This is a genomic window from Paraburkholderia sp. MM5482-R2, assembly GCF_050436125.1.
Classification (GTDB): Bacteria; Pseudomonadota; Gammaproteobacteria; order Burkholderiales; family Burkholderiaceae; genus Paraburkholderia; species Paraburkholderia tuberum.
Window position 1 is genome coordinate 983494 of the sequence record NZ_JBNDLP010000003.1, and the last position, 14026, is coordinate 997519.

General features: G+C 63.6%; 14 protein-coding genes. 9 read left to right on the top strand and 5 right to left on the bottom strand.

Going from position 1 to position 14026, the window contains the following annotated elements; genetic code table 11:
- Nucleotides 1–46: 46 nt before the first annotated feature.
- Nucleotides 47–559 (bottom strand): metal-dependent hydrolase, encoded by a 513-nt coding sequence (locus OKW37_RS26640; RefSeq protein ID WP_090807301.1) that lies wholly within the window; start codon nt 557–559, stop codon nt 47–49.
- A 149-nt stretch (nt 560–708) separates the two neighbouring features.
- Nucleotides 709–1218 carry a hypothetical protein gene (locus OKW37_RS26645; protein ID WP_429402704.1) on the bottom strand — a complete coding sequence of 170 codons (510 nt, stop codon included), beginning with the start codon at nt 1216–1218 and terminating at the stop codon, nt 709–711.
- A gap of 607 nt (nt 1219–1825) precedes the next feature.
- Here OKW37_RS26645 and OKW37_RS26650 point away from each other — a divergent pair.
- The gene (locus OKW37_RS26650; protein ID WP_184024828.1) at nt 1826–2347 is read left to right on the top strand and encodes a hypothetical protein; all 522 of its coding nucleotides are present in this window, start codon (nt 1826–1828) and stop codon (nt 2345–2347) included.
- 146 nt (nt 2348–2493) lie between these two features.
- On the opposite strand, the gene OKW37_RS26655 is transcribed toward OKW37_RS26650, so the two are convergent.
- Nucleotides 2494–2925, bottom strand: coding sequence for a hypothetical protein (locus tag OKW37_RS26655; protein WP_184063297.1), 432 nt, complete (start codon nt 2923–2925; stop codon nt 2494–2496).
- A gap of 240 nt (nt 2926–3165) precedes the next feature.
- On the opposite strand from OKW37_RS26655, the gene OKW37_RS26660 reads away from it, so the two are divergent.
- From OKW37_RS26660 to ggt, 6 genes are all read left to right on the top strand, one after another.
- Nucleotides 3166–3867, top strand: coding sequence for a CDP-alcohol phosphatidyltransferase family protein (locus OKW37_RS26660; protein WP_429402705.1), 702 nt, complete (start codon nt 3166–3168; stop codon nt 3865–3867).
- Entirely contained in the window at nt 3864–4679 is an 816-nt protein-coding gene (locus OKW37_RS26665) for a HalD/BesD family halogenase (protein ID WP_429402706.1), read from the top strand. Before OKW37_RS26660 ends, OKW37_RS26665 begins: the two co-directional genes overlap by 4 nt.
- Nucleotides 4676–5752 (top strand): lysylphosphatidylglycerol synthase domain-containing protein, encoded by a 1077-nt coding sequence (locus OKW37_RS26670; protein ID WP_429402707.1) that lies wholly within the window; start codon nt 4676–4678, stop codon nt 5750–5752. Before OKW37_RS26665 ends, OKW37_RS26670 begins: the two co-directional genes overlap by 4 nt.
- A gap of 28 nt (nt 5753–5780) precedes the next feature.
- Nucleotides 5781–6545: an NTP transferase domain-containing protein gene (locus OKW37_RS26675; protein WP_429402708.1), complete on the top strand. Its 765-nt coding sequence runs from the start codon at nt 5781–5783 to the stop codon at nt 6543–6545.
- 139 nt (nt 6546–6684) lie between these two features.
- Nucleotides 6685–8088, top strand: a complete 1404-nt coding sequence (locus tag OKW37_RS26680) for an MFS transporter (protein WP_429404294.1) — start codon at nt 6685–6687, stop codon at nt 8086–8088.
- Nucleotides 8089–8123: 35 nt separating this feature from the next.
- A complete protein-coding gene (gene ggt, locus OKW37_RS26685) occupies nt 8124–9869 on the top strand; it encodes a gamma-glutamyltransferase (RefSeq protein WP_429402709.1) in 1746 nt (581 codons plus the stop codon).
- Nucleotides 9870–9909: 40 nt separating this feature from the next.
- On the opposite strand, the gene OKW37_RS26690 is transcribed toward ggt, so the two are convergent.
- Both OKW37_RS26690 and OKW37_RS26695 read right to left on the bottom strand, forming a co-directional pair.
- Nucleotides 9910–11064 carry a Fic family protein gene (locus tag OKW37_RS26690; protein ID WP_429353072.1) on the bottom strand — a complete coding sequence of 385 codons (1155 nt, stop codon included), beginning with the start codon at nt 11062–11064 and terminating at the stop codon, nt 9910–9912.
- A gap of 208 nt (nt 11065–11272) precedes the next feature.
- Entirely contained in the window at nt 11273–12322 is a 1050-nt protein-coding gene (locus tag OKW37_RS26695) for a S1C family serine protease (protein WP_429402712.1), read from the bottom strand.
- A gap of 176 nt (nt 12323–12498) precedes the next feature.
- Between OKW37_RS26695 and OKW37_RS26700 the strand changes: the two genes are divergently transcribed.
- Together OKW37_RS26700 and ppk2 are read left to right on the top strand one after the other, a co-directional pair.
- Entirely contained in the window at nt 12499–12897 is a 399-nt protein-coding gene (locus OKW37_RS26700) for a VOC family protein (RefSeq protein ID WP_184063334.1), read from the top strand.
- Between the two features lie 162 nt (nt 12898–13059).
- Entirely contained in the window at nt 13060–13986 is a 927-nt protein-coding gene (gene ppk2 / locus OKW37_RS26705) for a polyphosphate kinase 2 (protein ID WP_184063337.1), read from the top strand.
- The last annotated feature ends 40 nt before the right edge of the window (nt 13987–14026 follow it).

Here is a 14026-nt window from a genome sequence, read left to right on the forward strand (position 1 = left end):
GCTAGCCGCCGCGCCCGCGCGCCGGGCCGATTGCATCGCGCTGCGCCTAGCCGATCGGCCAATGGCGCAACCACGGCAACGCATGCATGCCATGCAGCCACACATGCTCGCCGATAAACCACGCGGCCGCCCAGGACGCCGCGACGACGATCAGATCGCAGTGCCCGCTATTCCATAGATTCAACGAATGTCGCCCGGCGATCCACGGCACGCCGAGCGGATTCGGCCAGTCGGCGAGCAGATGCATCAGGCCGCCGCACGCGAAGCCGAACGCGGGCGCCGCGAAGATCGAATGTCCGAGCGTGTGATACGACACCGCGAGCAGCGCGAGCCAGCCGATGCCCCAATGCGTCAACGTGCGATGCGTGATCCACAGCCGCCGCGCGCGCGACCACCATGCGACTTCGAGCCAGTCCGGCGCGGTGCTGCCGGCCACGCCGGCGATGAAGCTCAGCAGCACGCCAGCATGAAACGGACCGCCGCCGTTGCGCGCGACGATCGCCGCCGCGATGATGCCGGCTGCGAAACCGGTCGCATGATGCGCTTTGCTGGATGCCATCGAAACTCGCGGCACACGTGCCGCGCGAAAGACAAAGGGCGGCTATGTTCGCAGATGGGCGCGTAAAAAAATAGCCGATGCGCCAGATAAAAATTCGCGCACCGGCCTTCCGTGCATGACGCGCACGGCGTTCAAGCGCGCCGCGCCGCTCAGATCGCGCAGCGCGCGATATCGAAGCGCATTTCCTCCTCGGGCGGATCGTCGGGCGCATTGGCCGGATGCACGACCTTGATGACCGTGTTGCCGTTGAGCGGGGTCAGCGTGACGAAGTACGAGTTGTGCGAATCGGCACCGACCGCAAGTTCGGTCGCCGCGCCGGCGTGCGAGGTGCGCACGCGCGGCAGACGTTCTTCGAGGCAGGCGGCGATGGACGCAGGCGTGCGTGACGACGACACGTACACGAGCGGTGCGGACGCATCGCGCGCGGGGCCGCCCGATGAACCGCAAGCGGCGAGGGTGGCGGTGAGGGCGACAGCTGGGGCAAGCAGGAGAAGTCTTTTCATGATCCGATCGTCGGCATTCCCGGTCATGCATGGGAAGGTGAGGCGCGGGCGAAGCGCGATGCGCTGACGTACAGCGCGATGCTTCGCGACGAAGCTGCCGTGCAGGCGGCGCGGTTTCGCGGCGTCGCACGGCGGCCGGGGCAGTATACCGAGCATGTGTCGACGTCGTCACTAGCGCGGCCATGCGTTTATTGGTGTCGATGCGCAGCGAAGTGTAATTGCCGCTATGCGGATATTTAATTGCGCGCCTTACAACGGTTTATTTTCGAATCCGGGATTATGTGAATTAATCGCGTAAGTGCCGGTCCGCAAAAGGAAATTATTTTTAACGATGAATGGCGGGACGCGCTGTCAGGTCAGGGGCTGTTGTCGGGCGGTAACGGCTCAAGGCCTCGCGGCGAGCACAAGGGGAAAGCGGATGAGGCCGTTTGCCCTGATTCCCACGGTTTTGCGCAATGCAGTCTTTCGAAGAAAGCCTTAAATCGAGGGGGGATGCCACTTATAATTTTGATAGACCCCTTCGACCAAAGGGTGTCTTTTTCATTTTTACACGCGGCTTTCGGGCCGCGTTTTTTTATCTGAAATTTAAAGCGGATTTATAAATCGTCGCGTAGGTAAATATAACTTTTTGCGCGTTGAGCGGCGGCGCCGTTCCGAACGCGCCTTGTCCGTTCGTCAGAGCGAGCAGGGCCAAGCGGGCTGCGCAGGTAGAATCGCGGGTTCGAAATCTGTTTGTGCGCCCCGCGAAGTGAGTGAACCTGTGATGACCGACACGCCCTTTCCCTCGACCGACACGAATGCCGAGTTCCTCGGACCGGACGACAGCGTGCATGAAGAACGTCTGTGGCGCGACAACGGCTGGACCGCGCGCATCATCAAGAACGAAGACGACGAAGGCTGGGCCGTCGAAATGATCAAGGACGGCGAGGCGGAGCCTGCGCTCGTCGGACCGTGGACGATGGGCCGCAACAAGAAGGATCCGAAGCCGCTCGACGTATCGGCGTTCAACACGCTCGTGAAAACCGCGGCGGAAGTGCTGCGTCGTCACGAGCAGCAGCTGCGCGCGCAACTGCACAAGACGGTGCGCGTGCCGAGCGCGGACGGCAACGACGAACTCGACATCACGCTCGACATCGTTCCCGACGAAGACGAGCCGTACGCACTGTTGAGCGCGCTCGATATTTTCGGCGAGCAGATCGCGCAAGTGCAGGTTGCGCCGACGTTCAAGCTCAGCAAGGCGAGCGCCGCGGCGTGGGTGGCAAACGAGTTTCGTCGGCCGGGGTAAGTGGCGGTTGTAGGCGCGGTTGCGTCGTGATCTGATCCGCTGGTCGCTGACACTGCCGGCGATCATGGCTGGCCACTCGAACTGGCTCGTGATCAAAGATATCGACGATCGTGGCGAAACGGTCGAATACGACGTCTCGCCAAACCCTAGCTGCGCTTGCAGAAAATCGCGGTGATGAGCGGCGCGACGTGATGCACGATCGCCGTGCTGCCGGCGTTTTCAAGCGCGCTTTTAACATTGTCGTCGCTGCCGAACACGACCGCGCCATACGCGGACTGCGCGACCGGTTCGCCGTCGCCGACCCGGAACATCGGGTCGTCCTTTTCGAAGCCCACCACCGCGAATACGCGGAAACCGAACGCGGTCAGATGCACATCGGGCATCGGCGAGAACGCGTTGATCGAGTTGCTTTCGACGTGACTTGGCTTCGGTTTGATCAGCTGCTGCTGCATCAGATCGGCAATGAACTGGTGGCCGCTCTCATTGCATGTCAGCGGCGCGTCGAGCTCCACGGCGAACGAAGAAAGGGGCAGCGCGGCGGCGGCGGCAAACAGCAGAGGGACAAGGAGACGGTTCATGAGCGTAGGCGGGCGTCAACAGTCGATGTCGTGGATTAGCAACCACTGCGCCATCCCCCGGAGGGCACGAGCGGTGCTGCACATCGAACAGATTCCGCATGACTGGCACAACTGGATTCGCACTTTACAGCGATTCGGTGAATTCCGCTTTGTGACGGACACACGAACGGCATCTGCAAATTGCAGAGAAACGTACGGCATAACAGCAAGCTTTCAGAATCCCGTATATATTTCCGCCCTATGACTTCGCAACCCCGACCTCCAATCAACGTTCCGCCGCCACGTACGTGGGACGCCCGGCTCGCCCGCCGGCTCGTGACACCGCTAGTCGACACCTGGGTCACCCCGAACCATTTGACCACGCTGCGCCTGCTGATCGGCGTCGCAGGCGCGCTGTGCCTTGCGCACGGGGGATTCGCGTGGGCCAATGCGGGCGCACTGCTGATCGTCCTGTCGAATTTCGTCGATCACACGGACGGCGAACTCGCGCGAGTGGGCGGCAAGTCGAGCCGCATCGGTCATTTTTACGATCTCGCCTGTGATGCGCTCGTGACCGTGATGCTGTTCGTCGGCATGGGTATCGGTGTCGGCGGCGCGCAGATCGACGCTTTGAAGCTCGCGCCCGGCGTGCTCGGCGCGGTGGCTGGTGTCGCGGTCGCCCTGATCTTCTTTTTGCGCATGCGGATCGAGGAAATGGTCGGCAAGGCCGGCACGAAGCAGGCGTCGATGGGGGGCTTCGAAACCGAGGACGTGCTGTACCTGCTGCCCATCGTCACGCTGACGAATGTCATTGCGCCGTTCGTGGTGGTCGCGTCGATCGGCGCGCCGCTGTTCGCCGCATGGGTGGTGATCGACTACTGGCGCGTCGCGCGCCGTAGCGCTCGCCGGACGGCCAAGGCCGCCAGCGCGTCTGAATCCCGTCAACAGTGGGCCAGCAAATGAATCTGCACGCCGAAGACGACGTGATCGCGCCCGTGTCGTCAGGCACGCCCGTGGCGGCGCTCACGCCCGCGCCCGATGCCGACCGCGCGGTCGCGAGCCGTACCCGCACGTTCGACAACGCGCGTCTGCGTAAAGACTTCGCCGCGCAGGACGCGTTTCTGTATCTGGACGATTTCCTCGCCCCGGAAGTGACCGCGCAGCTGGTACACAGCGCGCGCTCGCTGCTCGACGAAGTGAACCGCAACTATCTGCCGGGTCACAAGCAGGGCGGCAGTGTCAGCCGCCATACGATCGACCGTCTCGCGCCGTTCGTCGCCGAGCTGTATCGCTCGAAGGAGTTGATCGGCTGGCTCGAGCAGCTTAGCGGCGACCAGTTGCAGGTGTCGCCCGCCGACGATCCGCACGCATACGCGCTCTACTACTACACGCGCCCCGGCGACCATATCGGCTGGCACTACGATACTTCGTATTACGAGGGACGCCGCTACACGCTGCTGCTCGGCGTGATCGACGAATCGTCGTGCCGGCTCGACTACGAACTGCATACGCGCAATCCGGAGGTGCCCGACCAGCCGGGCTCGGTGCAGATTCCGCCGGGTGGCCTCGTGTTTTTCGATGGCGACAAGCTGCGTCATCGCGTCACGCCGGCCGGGCCGAACGAGATGCGTGTGTCGCTGACGTTCGAATACGTCACCGATCCCAACATGCGGCCGTGGCGCCGCTTCGTTTCCAACATGAAGGACGCGATCGCGTACTTCGGTTTCCGCCAGGTGTTCCGTCAGATGGCCTCGCGCGGCAAGGACGCCGCGTGAGTCGGGCGGCCCTGCTTCTGCTGTCGATCGGCTCGGCGCTGTTCGTCGGCCTGCTCGCCTGGCAGGGCTTCGGCTCGGTGGCGTCGACCTTGCTCGCAGCCGGCTGGGGCCTCGCGGTCGTCGCCGCGTTCCACGTGGTGCCGCTCGTGCTCGATGCGGCTGCGATCGCCGTGCTGTTCAGGCGCGACCACCCTTCGCGTGACGGTGCGCATGAAGGTCCGGCAAGCGGTGCAACCAGCGGCGCGACGAGCGCTGCGCGAGCCGAACCCTCGCTGCGCGATGCGTTGTCCGCGCGCTGGATCGGCGAGTCGGTGAATAGCCTGCTGCCCGCTGGGCAGATCGGCGGCCCGGTGGTGATGGTGCGTCAACTGTCGCAGCGCGGCATGCTGCTGCGCGACGCGGCCGCCGCGATCACCGTCAGCACGACCTGGCAGGCGCTCGCGCAAATCGTGTTCGCGCTCGGTGGCCTCGCGATGTTCGGCGCGTACGCCGCGCACGGCACGCTGCACGACCTGCGCACCGCAACGCTGATTGCGACCGGCGTGCTCGGCGCGCTGATCGCCGCGTTCTACTTCGCGCAGCGGCGCGGTCTGTTCGGCCGGCTGCTGGGCGTGGTGTCGAAGGTGTTCGGCAAGCGCGACTGGTCGTCGCTGATGACGCGCGCGGAAGCCGTCGATGCCGCCGTGCAGTCGCTGTACCGCGAGCGCGGCCGCGTGGTGGCGAGCTTTGCGCTGAGCCTCGTGGGATGGGTCGTCGGCACGGCCGAGGTATGGCTCGCGCTGCGTTTTCTCGGTCATCCGGTCGGCTGGATCGACGCGCTGCTGCTGGAAAGCATCGGCCAGGCGATTCGCGGCGCGGCCTTCATGATCCCGGGCTCGCTCGGCGTGCAGGAGGGCGGCTATCTGCTGCTCGCGCCGCTGGTGGGTTTGCCGCCCGACGCGGCGCTGGCGTTGTCGCTCGCCAAGCGTGCGCGTGAACTCCTGCTGGGCCTGCCGGGCCTGCTTGTATTGCACTTCAGCGAACGAAGCTGGCAACGGCGGCGCGCTCCACGGCGCGTGCCGGTTGCCGATTGACCTCCGTACTTTTTTCAAAGGACCGCGCATGCGCGCAATCATTCTCGCAGCGGGCCTCGGCCTGCGTCTCCAGCAGCCGCCGCAAGCCCAGTTTCCGAAATGCCTGTTGCAGTTCGACGGCATGAGCCTGCTCGAACGGCATCTGCAGATGCTCAAAACCGCTGGCGTGACCGACGTCGTGCTGGCGCTCGGTTTCCAGCCGGAATCCGTGCAGGCGGAACTCGCGCGCATCGACTGGCCGCACAAGGTCGAGACCGTGCTCAATCCGCGCTTCGATCTTGGCAGCGTGCTGACCGTGCATACCGTTGCCGACGCGTTGACGCGCGGCGGCGACGTGCTGCTGATGGACGCCGACGTGCTGTACGACGAGCGCATCCTGAGCGCGCTGGTGGCGGGCGAGTCGGTGAACCGTCTGCTGATCGACCGCGATTTCGAAGCGGGCGACGAGCCCGTCAAGCTGTGCCTGAAGGACGGCGTGCCGGTCGAGTTGCGCAAGCAGCTCGCGGTCAATCTGGAGTACGACACGATCGGCGAGTCGGTCGGATTCTTCCGCTTCCGCGAGGAAACCGCGCGACGCTTCACGCAGATCGTCGCGGGCTATATCGACAGCGGCCGCGCGAACATGCCGCACGAAGAGGCGGTGCGTGACCTGCTGCTCGAGCGCAGCCAGCTGTTCGACACGGCCGACGTGACCGGCGCGCCGTGGATCGAGATCGACTTCCCGAACGACGTCGCGCGCGCCGCCAACGAGATCCTGCCGCAGTTGCAGCCGCTCGTCAGCGCATCGCGCTGAGGCGTCCGTGCCGCGCGCGAAGATGCACGGCAGCGCGCGATGGCACCCGGCAAAATCCCCTCGCGCGACAACATTTGTTGTCGCCGCGATGCCATAATCGACGCTTTCCATTGATGGCTGGCCGCCCGTCGCCATGACAATGCTGCTCGCTTTAGGCGCTTTCATCGTTCCGCTGATCGTCGCGTGCGCGATGTTCATGGAAAACGTGGACGGCACGGTCATCGTGACGTCGCTGCCGGTTCTGGCACGCGACCTCGGTCATGATCCGATCACGCTGAAGCTTGCGGTCACCGCGTATGTGATCGGCCTTGGCGTCTTTATCCCGATCTGCGGCTGGGTCGCCGACCGCTTCGGTTCGCGCACCGTGTTCCGGACCGCGATCGGCATCTTCCTGGCGGGCTCGCTGTTGTGCGCGGCCTCCACTTCGCTCGATACCTTCGTGCTCGCGCGCTTCGTGCAGGGCATCGGCGGCGCGCTGATGGTGCCGGTGGGCCGCATCATCATCTTCCGGTCGCTGCCGAAGTCGGAGTTCATTCGCGCGATGAACTATCTGACGGTGCCGGCGTTGCTCGGTCCGGTGGTCGGGCCGCCGCTCGGCGGCTTTATCACGACCTATCTGCACTGGCGTCTGATCTTCGTGATCAACGTGCCGATCGGCCTGCTCGGCATCTGGCTCACCAACAAATACATCGCCAATACGCGCGAGCCGCATCCGGGCCGGCTCGACTGGCTCGGCTTCGTGCTGTCGGCTAGCGGGGCTTCGCTGTTCATGCTCGGGCTCTCGCTGGTCGGCGGCGAACTGGTGTCGACGGGACTATCGGTCGGCATGTGCGTGACCGGCATCGTGTTGCTGCTGCTTTATGTGCTGTATGCGAGCCGCGTCGCGCTGCCGGTGCTCGATCTGCGCTTGCTGCGCATTCCAAGTTTTCATGCGAGCGTGATCGGCGGTTCGCTGTTTCGGATCGGTCTTGGCGCCGTGCCGTTCCTGTTGCCGCTCGCGTTGCAGGAAGGGCTCGGCATGACCGCGTTCAGAGCCGGCGCGATCACGTGCGCATCCGCGTTCGGTTCGATTTTCATGAAGACGGTGGCGTCGCGCATTCTCGAACGCTTCGGCTTTCGTACCGTGCTGATGGTCAACGCCGCGTGCGCGGGTCTCGCGATCGCCGTGTACGGGTTGTTCTTTCCCGGCACGCCGCATTGGGTGATCTGGTGCATCGTGCTGGTGGGCGGCTTCTTTCCTTCTCTGCAATTCACGTCGCTCAATACGCTGGCCTATGCCGATATTCCGGGCAGCGACGTGGGCCGCGCGACGAGTGTCGCGAGCGTCATCCAGCAGATGTCGCTCGGCCTCGGCGTGACGATCTCGGGCATCGTGCTGCAGATTTCGCATCGTGTGCAAGGGCATCCGAACATCGTGTTCTCCGATTTCTGGCCGGCGTTTCTCGTCGTCGGTCTGTTCTCGTGCCTGTCGATTCCGATTACGCGGCGGCTGCCGCGAGACGCGGGCGATGAGATCTCGCGCGGCCGTCGCGGGCGCGCGTAAGCCATCATGCGGATGTCGTCGTCGATGAGGAGGTCATGAAGTTGTTTCGCAACGTCAAAGCTTCAACCAGTGCTTCGATCAGCGGTCTTGCCCTGATCGCAATCCTCTGCGTTTCAACCGGGTTTCTCGAGGCGGCGCCTGCTGTCGCGAAAGCGCCCGCGAAGACGCAACCGGCCGTGCTTGCCGGTTCGGCGATTGCGGTGCCGGACTCATACAGCGCCGATGCCGCCGAGCAGATCTTCAACGAAGGCGGCAATGCGGTCGATGCGGCCGCCGCGATCGCCTTCACCCTCGCGGTCACGTTCCCGGATGCGGGCAACATCGGCGGGGGCGGGTTCATGACGCTGTACGTCGACAACAAGCCGTATTTCCTCGACTATCGCGAGCGCGCGCCGCTCGCCGCGACGAAGAACATGTATCTCGACGACAAGGGCGAGATCATCAAAGGCATGAGCCTGGTCGGCTATCGCGCGGTGGGCGTGCCAGGCACCGTCGACGGCATGTGGCAAGCGCAGCGCCGTTTCGGCAAGCTGAAATGGCAGCAGGTGCTCGCGCCGGCTATTCACTATGCGCGCGACGGCTTCGTGGTCGCCCCGCAACTGCAGAAGCGGCGCGACGATGCGGCGAAGAACTTCGCGGGCAGGACCAATTTCGACACCTACTTCGGCAATCTGAAGCAGGGCGTCACCTTCAGGCAGCCTGACCTTGCCGCGGTCCTGCAGCGTATTTCCGATCAGGGCGCGAAAGATTTCTACACGGGCAAGACTGCGGATCTGATCGCCGCTTCAATGCGCGGCCACGGCCTGATTACGAAGGCCGATCTCGCGCAGTACAAGGCGGTTTGGCGCGAGCCGGTGCAGGCGAACTGGAACGGCTACCGCGTGATCACCGCGCCGCCGCCGAGTTCGGGCGGCGTCGGGCTCGTGCAACTGCTGAAGATGAAGGCCGATATCGCGCCCGAGTTCAAGAATGTGCCGCTCAATTCCGTGCAATACGTGCATCTGATCGCGGAGCTCGAGAAGCGCGTGTTCGCGGACCGCGCGCAGTATCTCGGCGACCCGGATTTCTACAAGGTGCCGGTCGCGCAACTGATCGACGACCCGTATCTGGCCAAGCGCGCGGCCGAGGTCGATCCGAATATGCCGTCGGACACGAAGAGCATTCAGCCGGGGCTCGGGACCTCGATGCCGGAGAAGGCGGAGACCACGCATTTTTCGGTGGTCGACAAATGGGGCAACGCGGTGTCGAACACGTACACGCTGAACGGCGCGTTCGGCTCGGGCGTCGTGGTGGATCGGGCAGGCATCGCGCTGAACGACGAGATGGACGACTTCTCCGCGAAGCCGGGCGCCGCCAACATGTTCGATGTGGTCGGCAGCGACGTGAATGCGATCGAGCCGAAGAAGCGCCCGTTGTCGTCGATGGCGCCGACGATTCTGACGAAGGACGGCAAGGTCGCGCTCGTGATCGGCACGCCGGGCGGATCGCGCATCTTCACGACGATCTTCCAGGTGATCACCGACATCTACGACTTCGACATGCCGTTGCCGGATGCGCTCGCCGCGATGCGTTTCCATCACCAGCTATTGCCGCCGAATACGATCTATTCGGAGCCGTACAAGCCGATCGAGGGCGAACTCGCCCAGCAGCTCGAGGCGAAGGGCTACAAGCTGGAAGGGCAGCAATTCACCGGCGATGTTCAGGTGATCAGGATCGATGGGGACGAGCCGGAGGCGGCGGCCGATCCGCGTGGGCGAGGGGTGACGCGGGTGGTTCGGTAGGGAGGAGAGTCGGTTGCAGCCATTCTCTTCGACGATCAGCCTAGTCCTGATCGACTTCGGGCCATAGTCTCGGGAATAGAAATCGAAGACTCTTCAATGGGAGACCGAACGAGAGATTGCCGCGATGGGAAGGCGAGTCGAGCAGTCCAATATCAAGTAGAGAGCGCGTAATCCGGCGAGCCAGAACATCAGTAACGCCAAGTATCTGATTGAATTCGGCGCGGCTGACTGCACGCCGCGTCGCCACAAACTCCATCGCCAGTGCCGAGGCCTCCGGTTTGATCACCGATTTTTCGGAGCCGATCATCCACGGATTCGAATCGAGGTAGCGCAATAGATCGAGCAGGCGATCTGCAATGCCATCGAACTCGGTCATGCGAACCATAAAGCTTACCTGGTCCAGGCAGCAATCGAGAAAGAACCGCGCGAAACGCACCAGGCCTTCCTGGGATAGATTGCCTCGGCCATCAAGGTCATTGCGGCGCGTCTGGTCGGCTTCGCTCAATCTTGCGTAGTACAGCTCATGTTCGCGTGCGAGACCGCGAAGCGGAGACCATAGGCCATGCGTCAAGTCGGCCGATCGTAAAGCGAGATGTGAATGCAGACGTGCCACCCGGCCATTGCCGTCTGCGAACGGGTGAGTCCATGCCAACCGATGATGCGAGCAGGCGATGCCGATCAACTGATGGTCCTTGATCCGTAGGCGCGCATATCGCTTGGCCCATGCATCGAGCAATGGCGCGATCATTTCAGGTTCTGGCGCGAGATGCCGGCCCACGGTGACGTCCGATCTGCGAAGTTCGCCCGGCACGATTGGTTCGCCCTCGCTGGTAAATCTCTCAGCGACCGGCAAATAGGAAAAAAATCGCTCATGAATGGCCGTAAGTCGTGCGGGCTCGAACAGGGCGGGCGTCGCAAGCAAATCCCACTCTTCTTCGAGCGAGGATTCCGTTGCAATATGCGCCATCGCAAGGCGCTGCTTTTTGCGCTCGGCGACGTCAGCTGAATAGTCGCGCTTGAGAGCGGCCTCGATCCTGGCGGGCGTGGTGTGCTGGCCTTCGATCTTATTTGTGTAGTACGAATTCATCGCACGCAATTGCGGGACGAGCGCCGCGGCAAATGGCGTCCCGCTTACGGCAAGGAGCTTTTGCGATGAGTCGACGAGTTCGGTCGTGCGCTCGATCAGCGGATCCAATACACGGTCCTCAGGAAACAAGGGTTCGAACGATACGACGGTCGTCATCGCGGATTGTAGGGTTTAATGTAGAGTTAGATGTTGTTGATTATATCGTTCAATAAATTGATTTATAAGGATTTTAATTATTTCTTGTAGAGTCTAATGTAGGGTTTGCGGTAGGGTGGCGCCTGACTGTCCACCCCGCAGTCCCCCGGCAATCCCCCCATCACCCTGCCTGCTCCACCGGCGTCACCGTCAACTCCACCCGCTGCGCGCCGCGCAACACCGCCACGTTGACCGGCTTGTCGATACGCGAAGCATCGAGCGTGCGTTGCAGTGCATCCACATCCTGCACCGGCTGCGCGTCGATCGCGACGATCGTGTCGTCGGTGCGCAAGCCGCCGAGCGCCGCCGGACTGCCTTTGACGATCTCCATCACGCGCACGCCGCTTTGCGTGCCGAGCCCGAAGTAGCGCTGCACGCGGCGCGACAGCGGCGTCGTCGTGCCGGCCACGCCGATATACGCGCGTCGCACGCGACCGTGCGCGAAGATCTGCATGATGACCCACTTCGCGGTATCGATCGCCGTCGCAAAACAGATGGCCTGTGCGCCAGGAATGATCGCGGTATTCACGCCGATCACCTGACCCGCCGAATTGATCAGCGGTCCGCCCGAGTTGCCCGGATTCAATGCCGCGTCGGTCTGGATCACGTCGTAGATCATGCGGCCGGAGTTCGAGCGCAGCGACCGGCCGAGCGCCGAAACGACGCCGGTCGTCACGGTCTGTTGCAGCCCGAGCGGGTTGCCGACCGCAATGGCGATCTGCCCGACGCGCAGCTTCGATGATTCGCCGAGTTCGACATGCGGCAGCGGTTCCGGCGAACCGATGCGCAGCACCGCGAGATCGCTGCCGGGATCGTCGCCGACCAGATCGGCGTCGAACTTCGCGCCGTCGGCCAGCGTCACCTGGATATGCGTCGCGCCATGCACGACGTGGCTATTGGTCAGCAGGTAGCCGTCGGGCGTGAACAGGAAGCCCGAGCCGGTGCCGCCGCGCGCGCCGCGCCCATGCGTGGACGCTTCGCCGGGCAGCCGGCGTTCGACGGCGATAAACGCGACCGCCTGCTGCACGCGCTCCAGTGCACCGATCACGGTGCGGGAGTAGGCGTCGAGCAGCGCGTCGTCGTCGTGGGTCAAAAGGTCGGTGGATTGGGGCCCGGGGGCGTCGGATGCGGCGCTCGACAGGTCATCGATGAAGCGTGGGCGGCTTCCCATAACGATGCTCCGGATAGACGGGCTCCGAGATGCGGGACGCTGCGCGAGTTTTCAAGTGCATCGCGGGGCGTGGGCGGTGTCCCGGCCGCGCCGCCAGACCGGTGGCCACTGCCCGTGAGACACTTTCCCGGGCGGGCCGTCGCTCGCCGCTCGCTCGCGCCACGGAGACCCTGTTCATGTCCGCATCTAACGCTTCAGCGCCGCAATCCCCGCAGCCGGGTCCACGCATCGAGTCGCTCTGTGCGATCACGCTCGCCACCAGCGACATGCAGCGCGCCGTCGCGTTCTACGAAGCGCTCGGCTTCCCGATCAAGTTCGGCGGTCCGCGCGAGGCCTTCACGTCGTTCGCGTTCGGCAGTTCGTATTTGAACCTGATCGCTGATGCGCGCGCGCCGGTCAACTGGTGGGGGCGCGTGATCATCTACGTGTCGGACGTCGACGCGTTCCATGCCAGGGCGGTGGCGGCAGGCTTGCAGCCGACGTTCGCGCCGTCGGATGCGCCGTGGGGCGAGCGCTATTTTCATATCACCGATCCGGACGGCCACGAACTGAGCTTCGCGCAGCCACTGCCCTAGCGGCGGAAGTCGGGGCAAAACTCGCTATCATGGGGTTATCACGCATATGCAGCGGCCGCCCACGCGGTAACACGGCTGACACCTCGCGCTTCGATAATCGAACGCGACCGCGTCGCGCTAGCCGCCGCGCGCCATCCCATTCCTGTTGCGAGGAGAGCCGCAATGAAAGAGCCGGACCCGAGACCCGATATCGAACTGATGGCGGAGCGGCAACGCCGTTTCGAGGAAGACCTCATCGATGCCTACGACGAAGAACTCGAAATGGAGGTCGACGACCGCATCATCGACGGCCCGGCCGGCTTGACGCCCGAGCATCGCGAGGCGCGCAAGCAGTACTTCCGCGAACTGTTCCGGCTGCAGGGAGAACTGGTCAAGCTGCAGGACTGGATCGTCGCGACCGGGCACCGGCTCGTCGTGATCTTCGAGGGGCGCGACGCGGCCGGCAAGGGCGGCGCGATCAAGCGCATCACGCAGCGCCTCAATCCGCGCGTGTGCCGCGTGGCCGCATTGCCCGCGCCGAACAATCGCGAGCGCACGCAATGGTATTTCCAGCGCTATGTATCGCACCTGCCGGCGGGCGGCGAGATGGTGCTATTCGATCGCAGCTGGTACAACCGCGCGGGCGTCGAGCGCGTGATGAACTTCTGCACCGACGAGGAATACGAAGAGTTTTTCCGCTCGGTGCCGGAGTTCGAAAAGATGCTGGCGCGCAGCGGCGTGCAGATCCTCAAGTACTGGTTTTCGATCACCGACGAAGAGCAGGAAATCCGCTTCCAGAACCGCATTCACGATCCGCTCAAGCAGTGGAAGCTGAGTCCGATGGATCTCGAAAGCCGGCGCCGCTGGGAAGCCTATACGCTGGCGAAGGAGGTGATGCTGCAGCGCTCGCATATCCCCGAGGCGCCGTGGTGGGTCGTGCAGGCCGTCGACAAGAAACGCGCGCGCCTGAACTGCATTCAGCATCTGCTGAGCCAGGTGCCGTATCACGAGATCGAGCATCCGCAGATCGACTTGCCGTCGCGTGTCTATCACGAAGACTATAGCCGTCAGCCGGTGCCTCAGTCGATGATCGTGCCTGAGCTGTATTAACAGCGGATCGTATGAAATAGCCGGCCAACGAAAAAGCGCG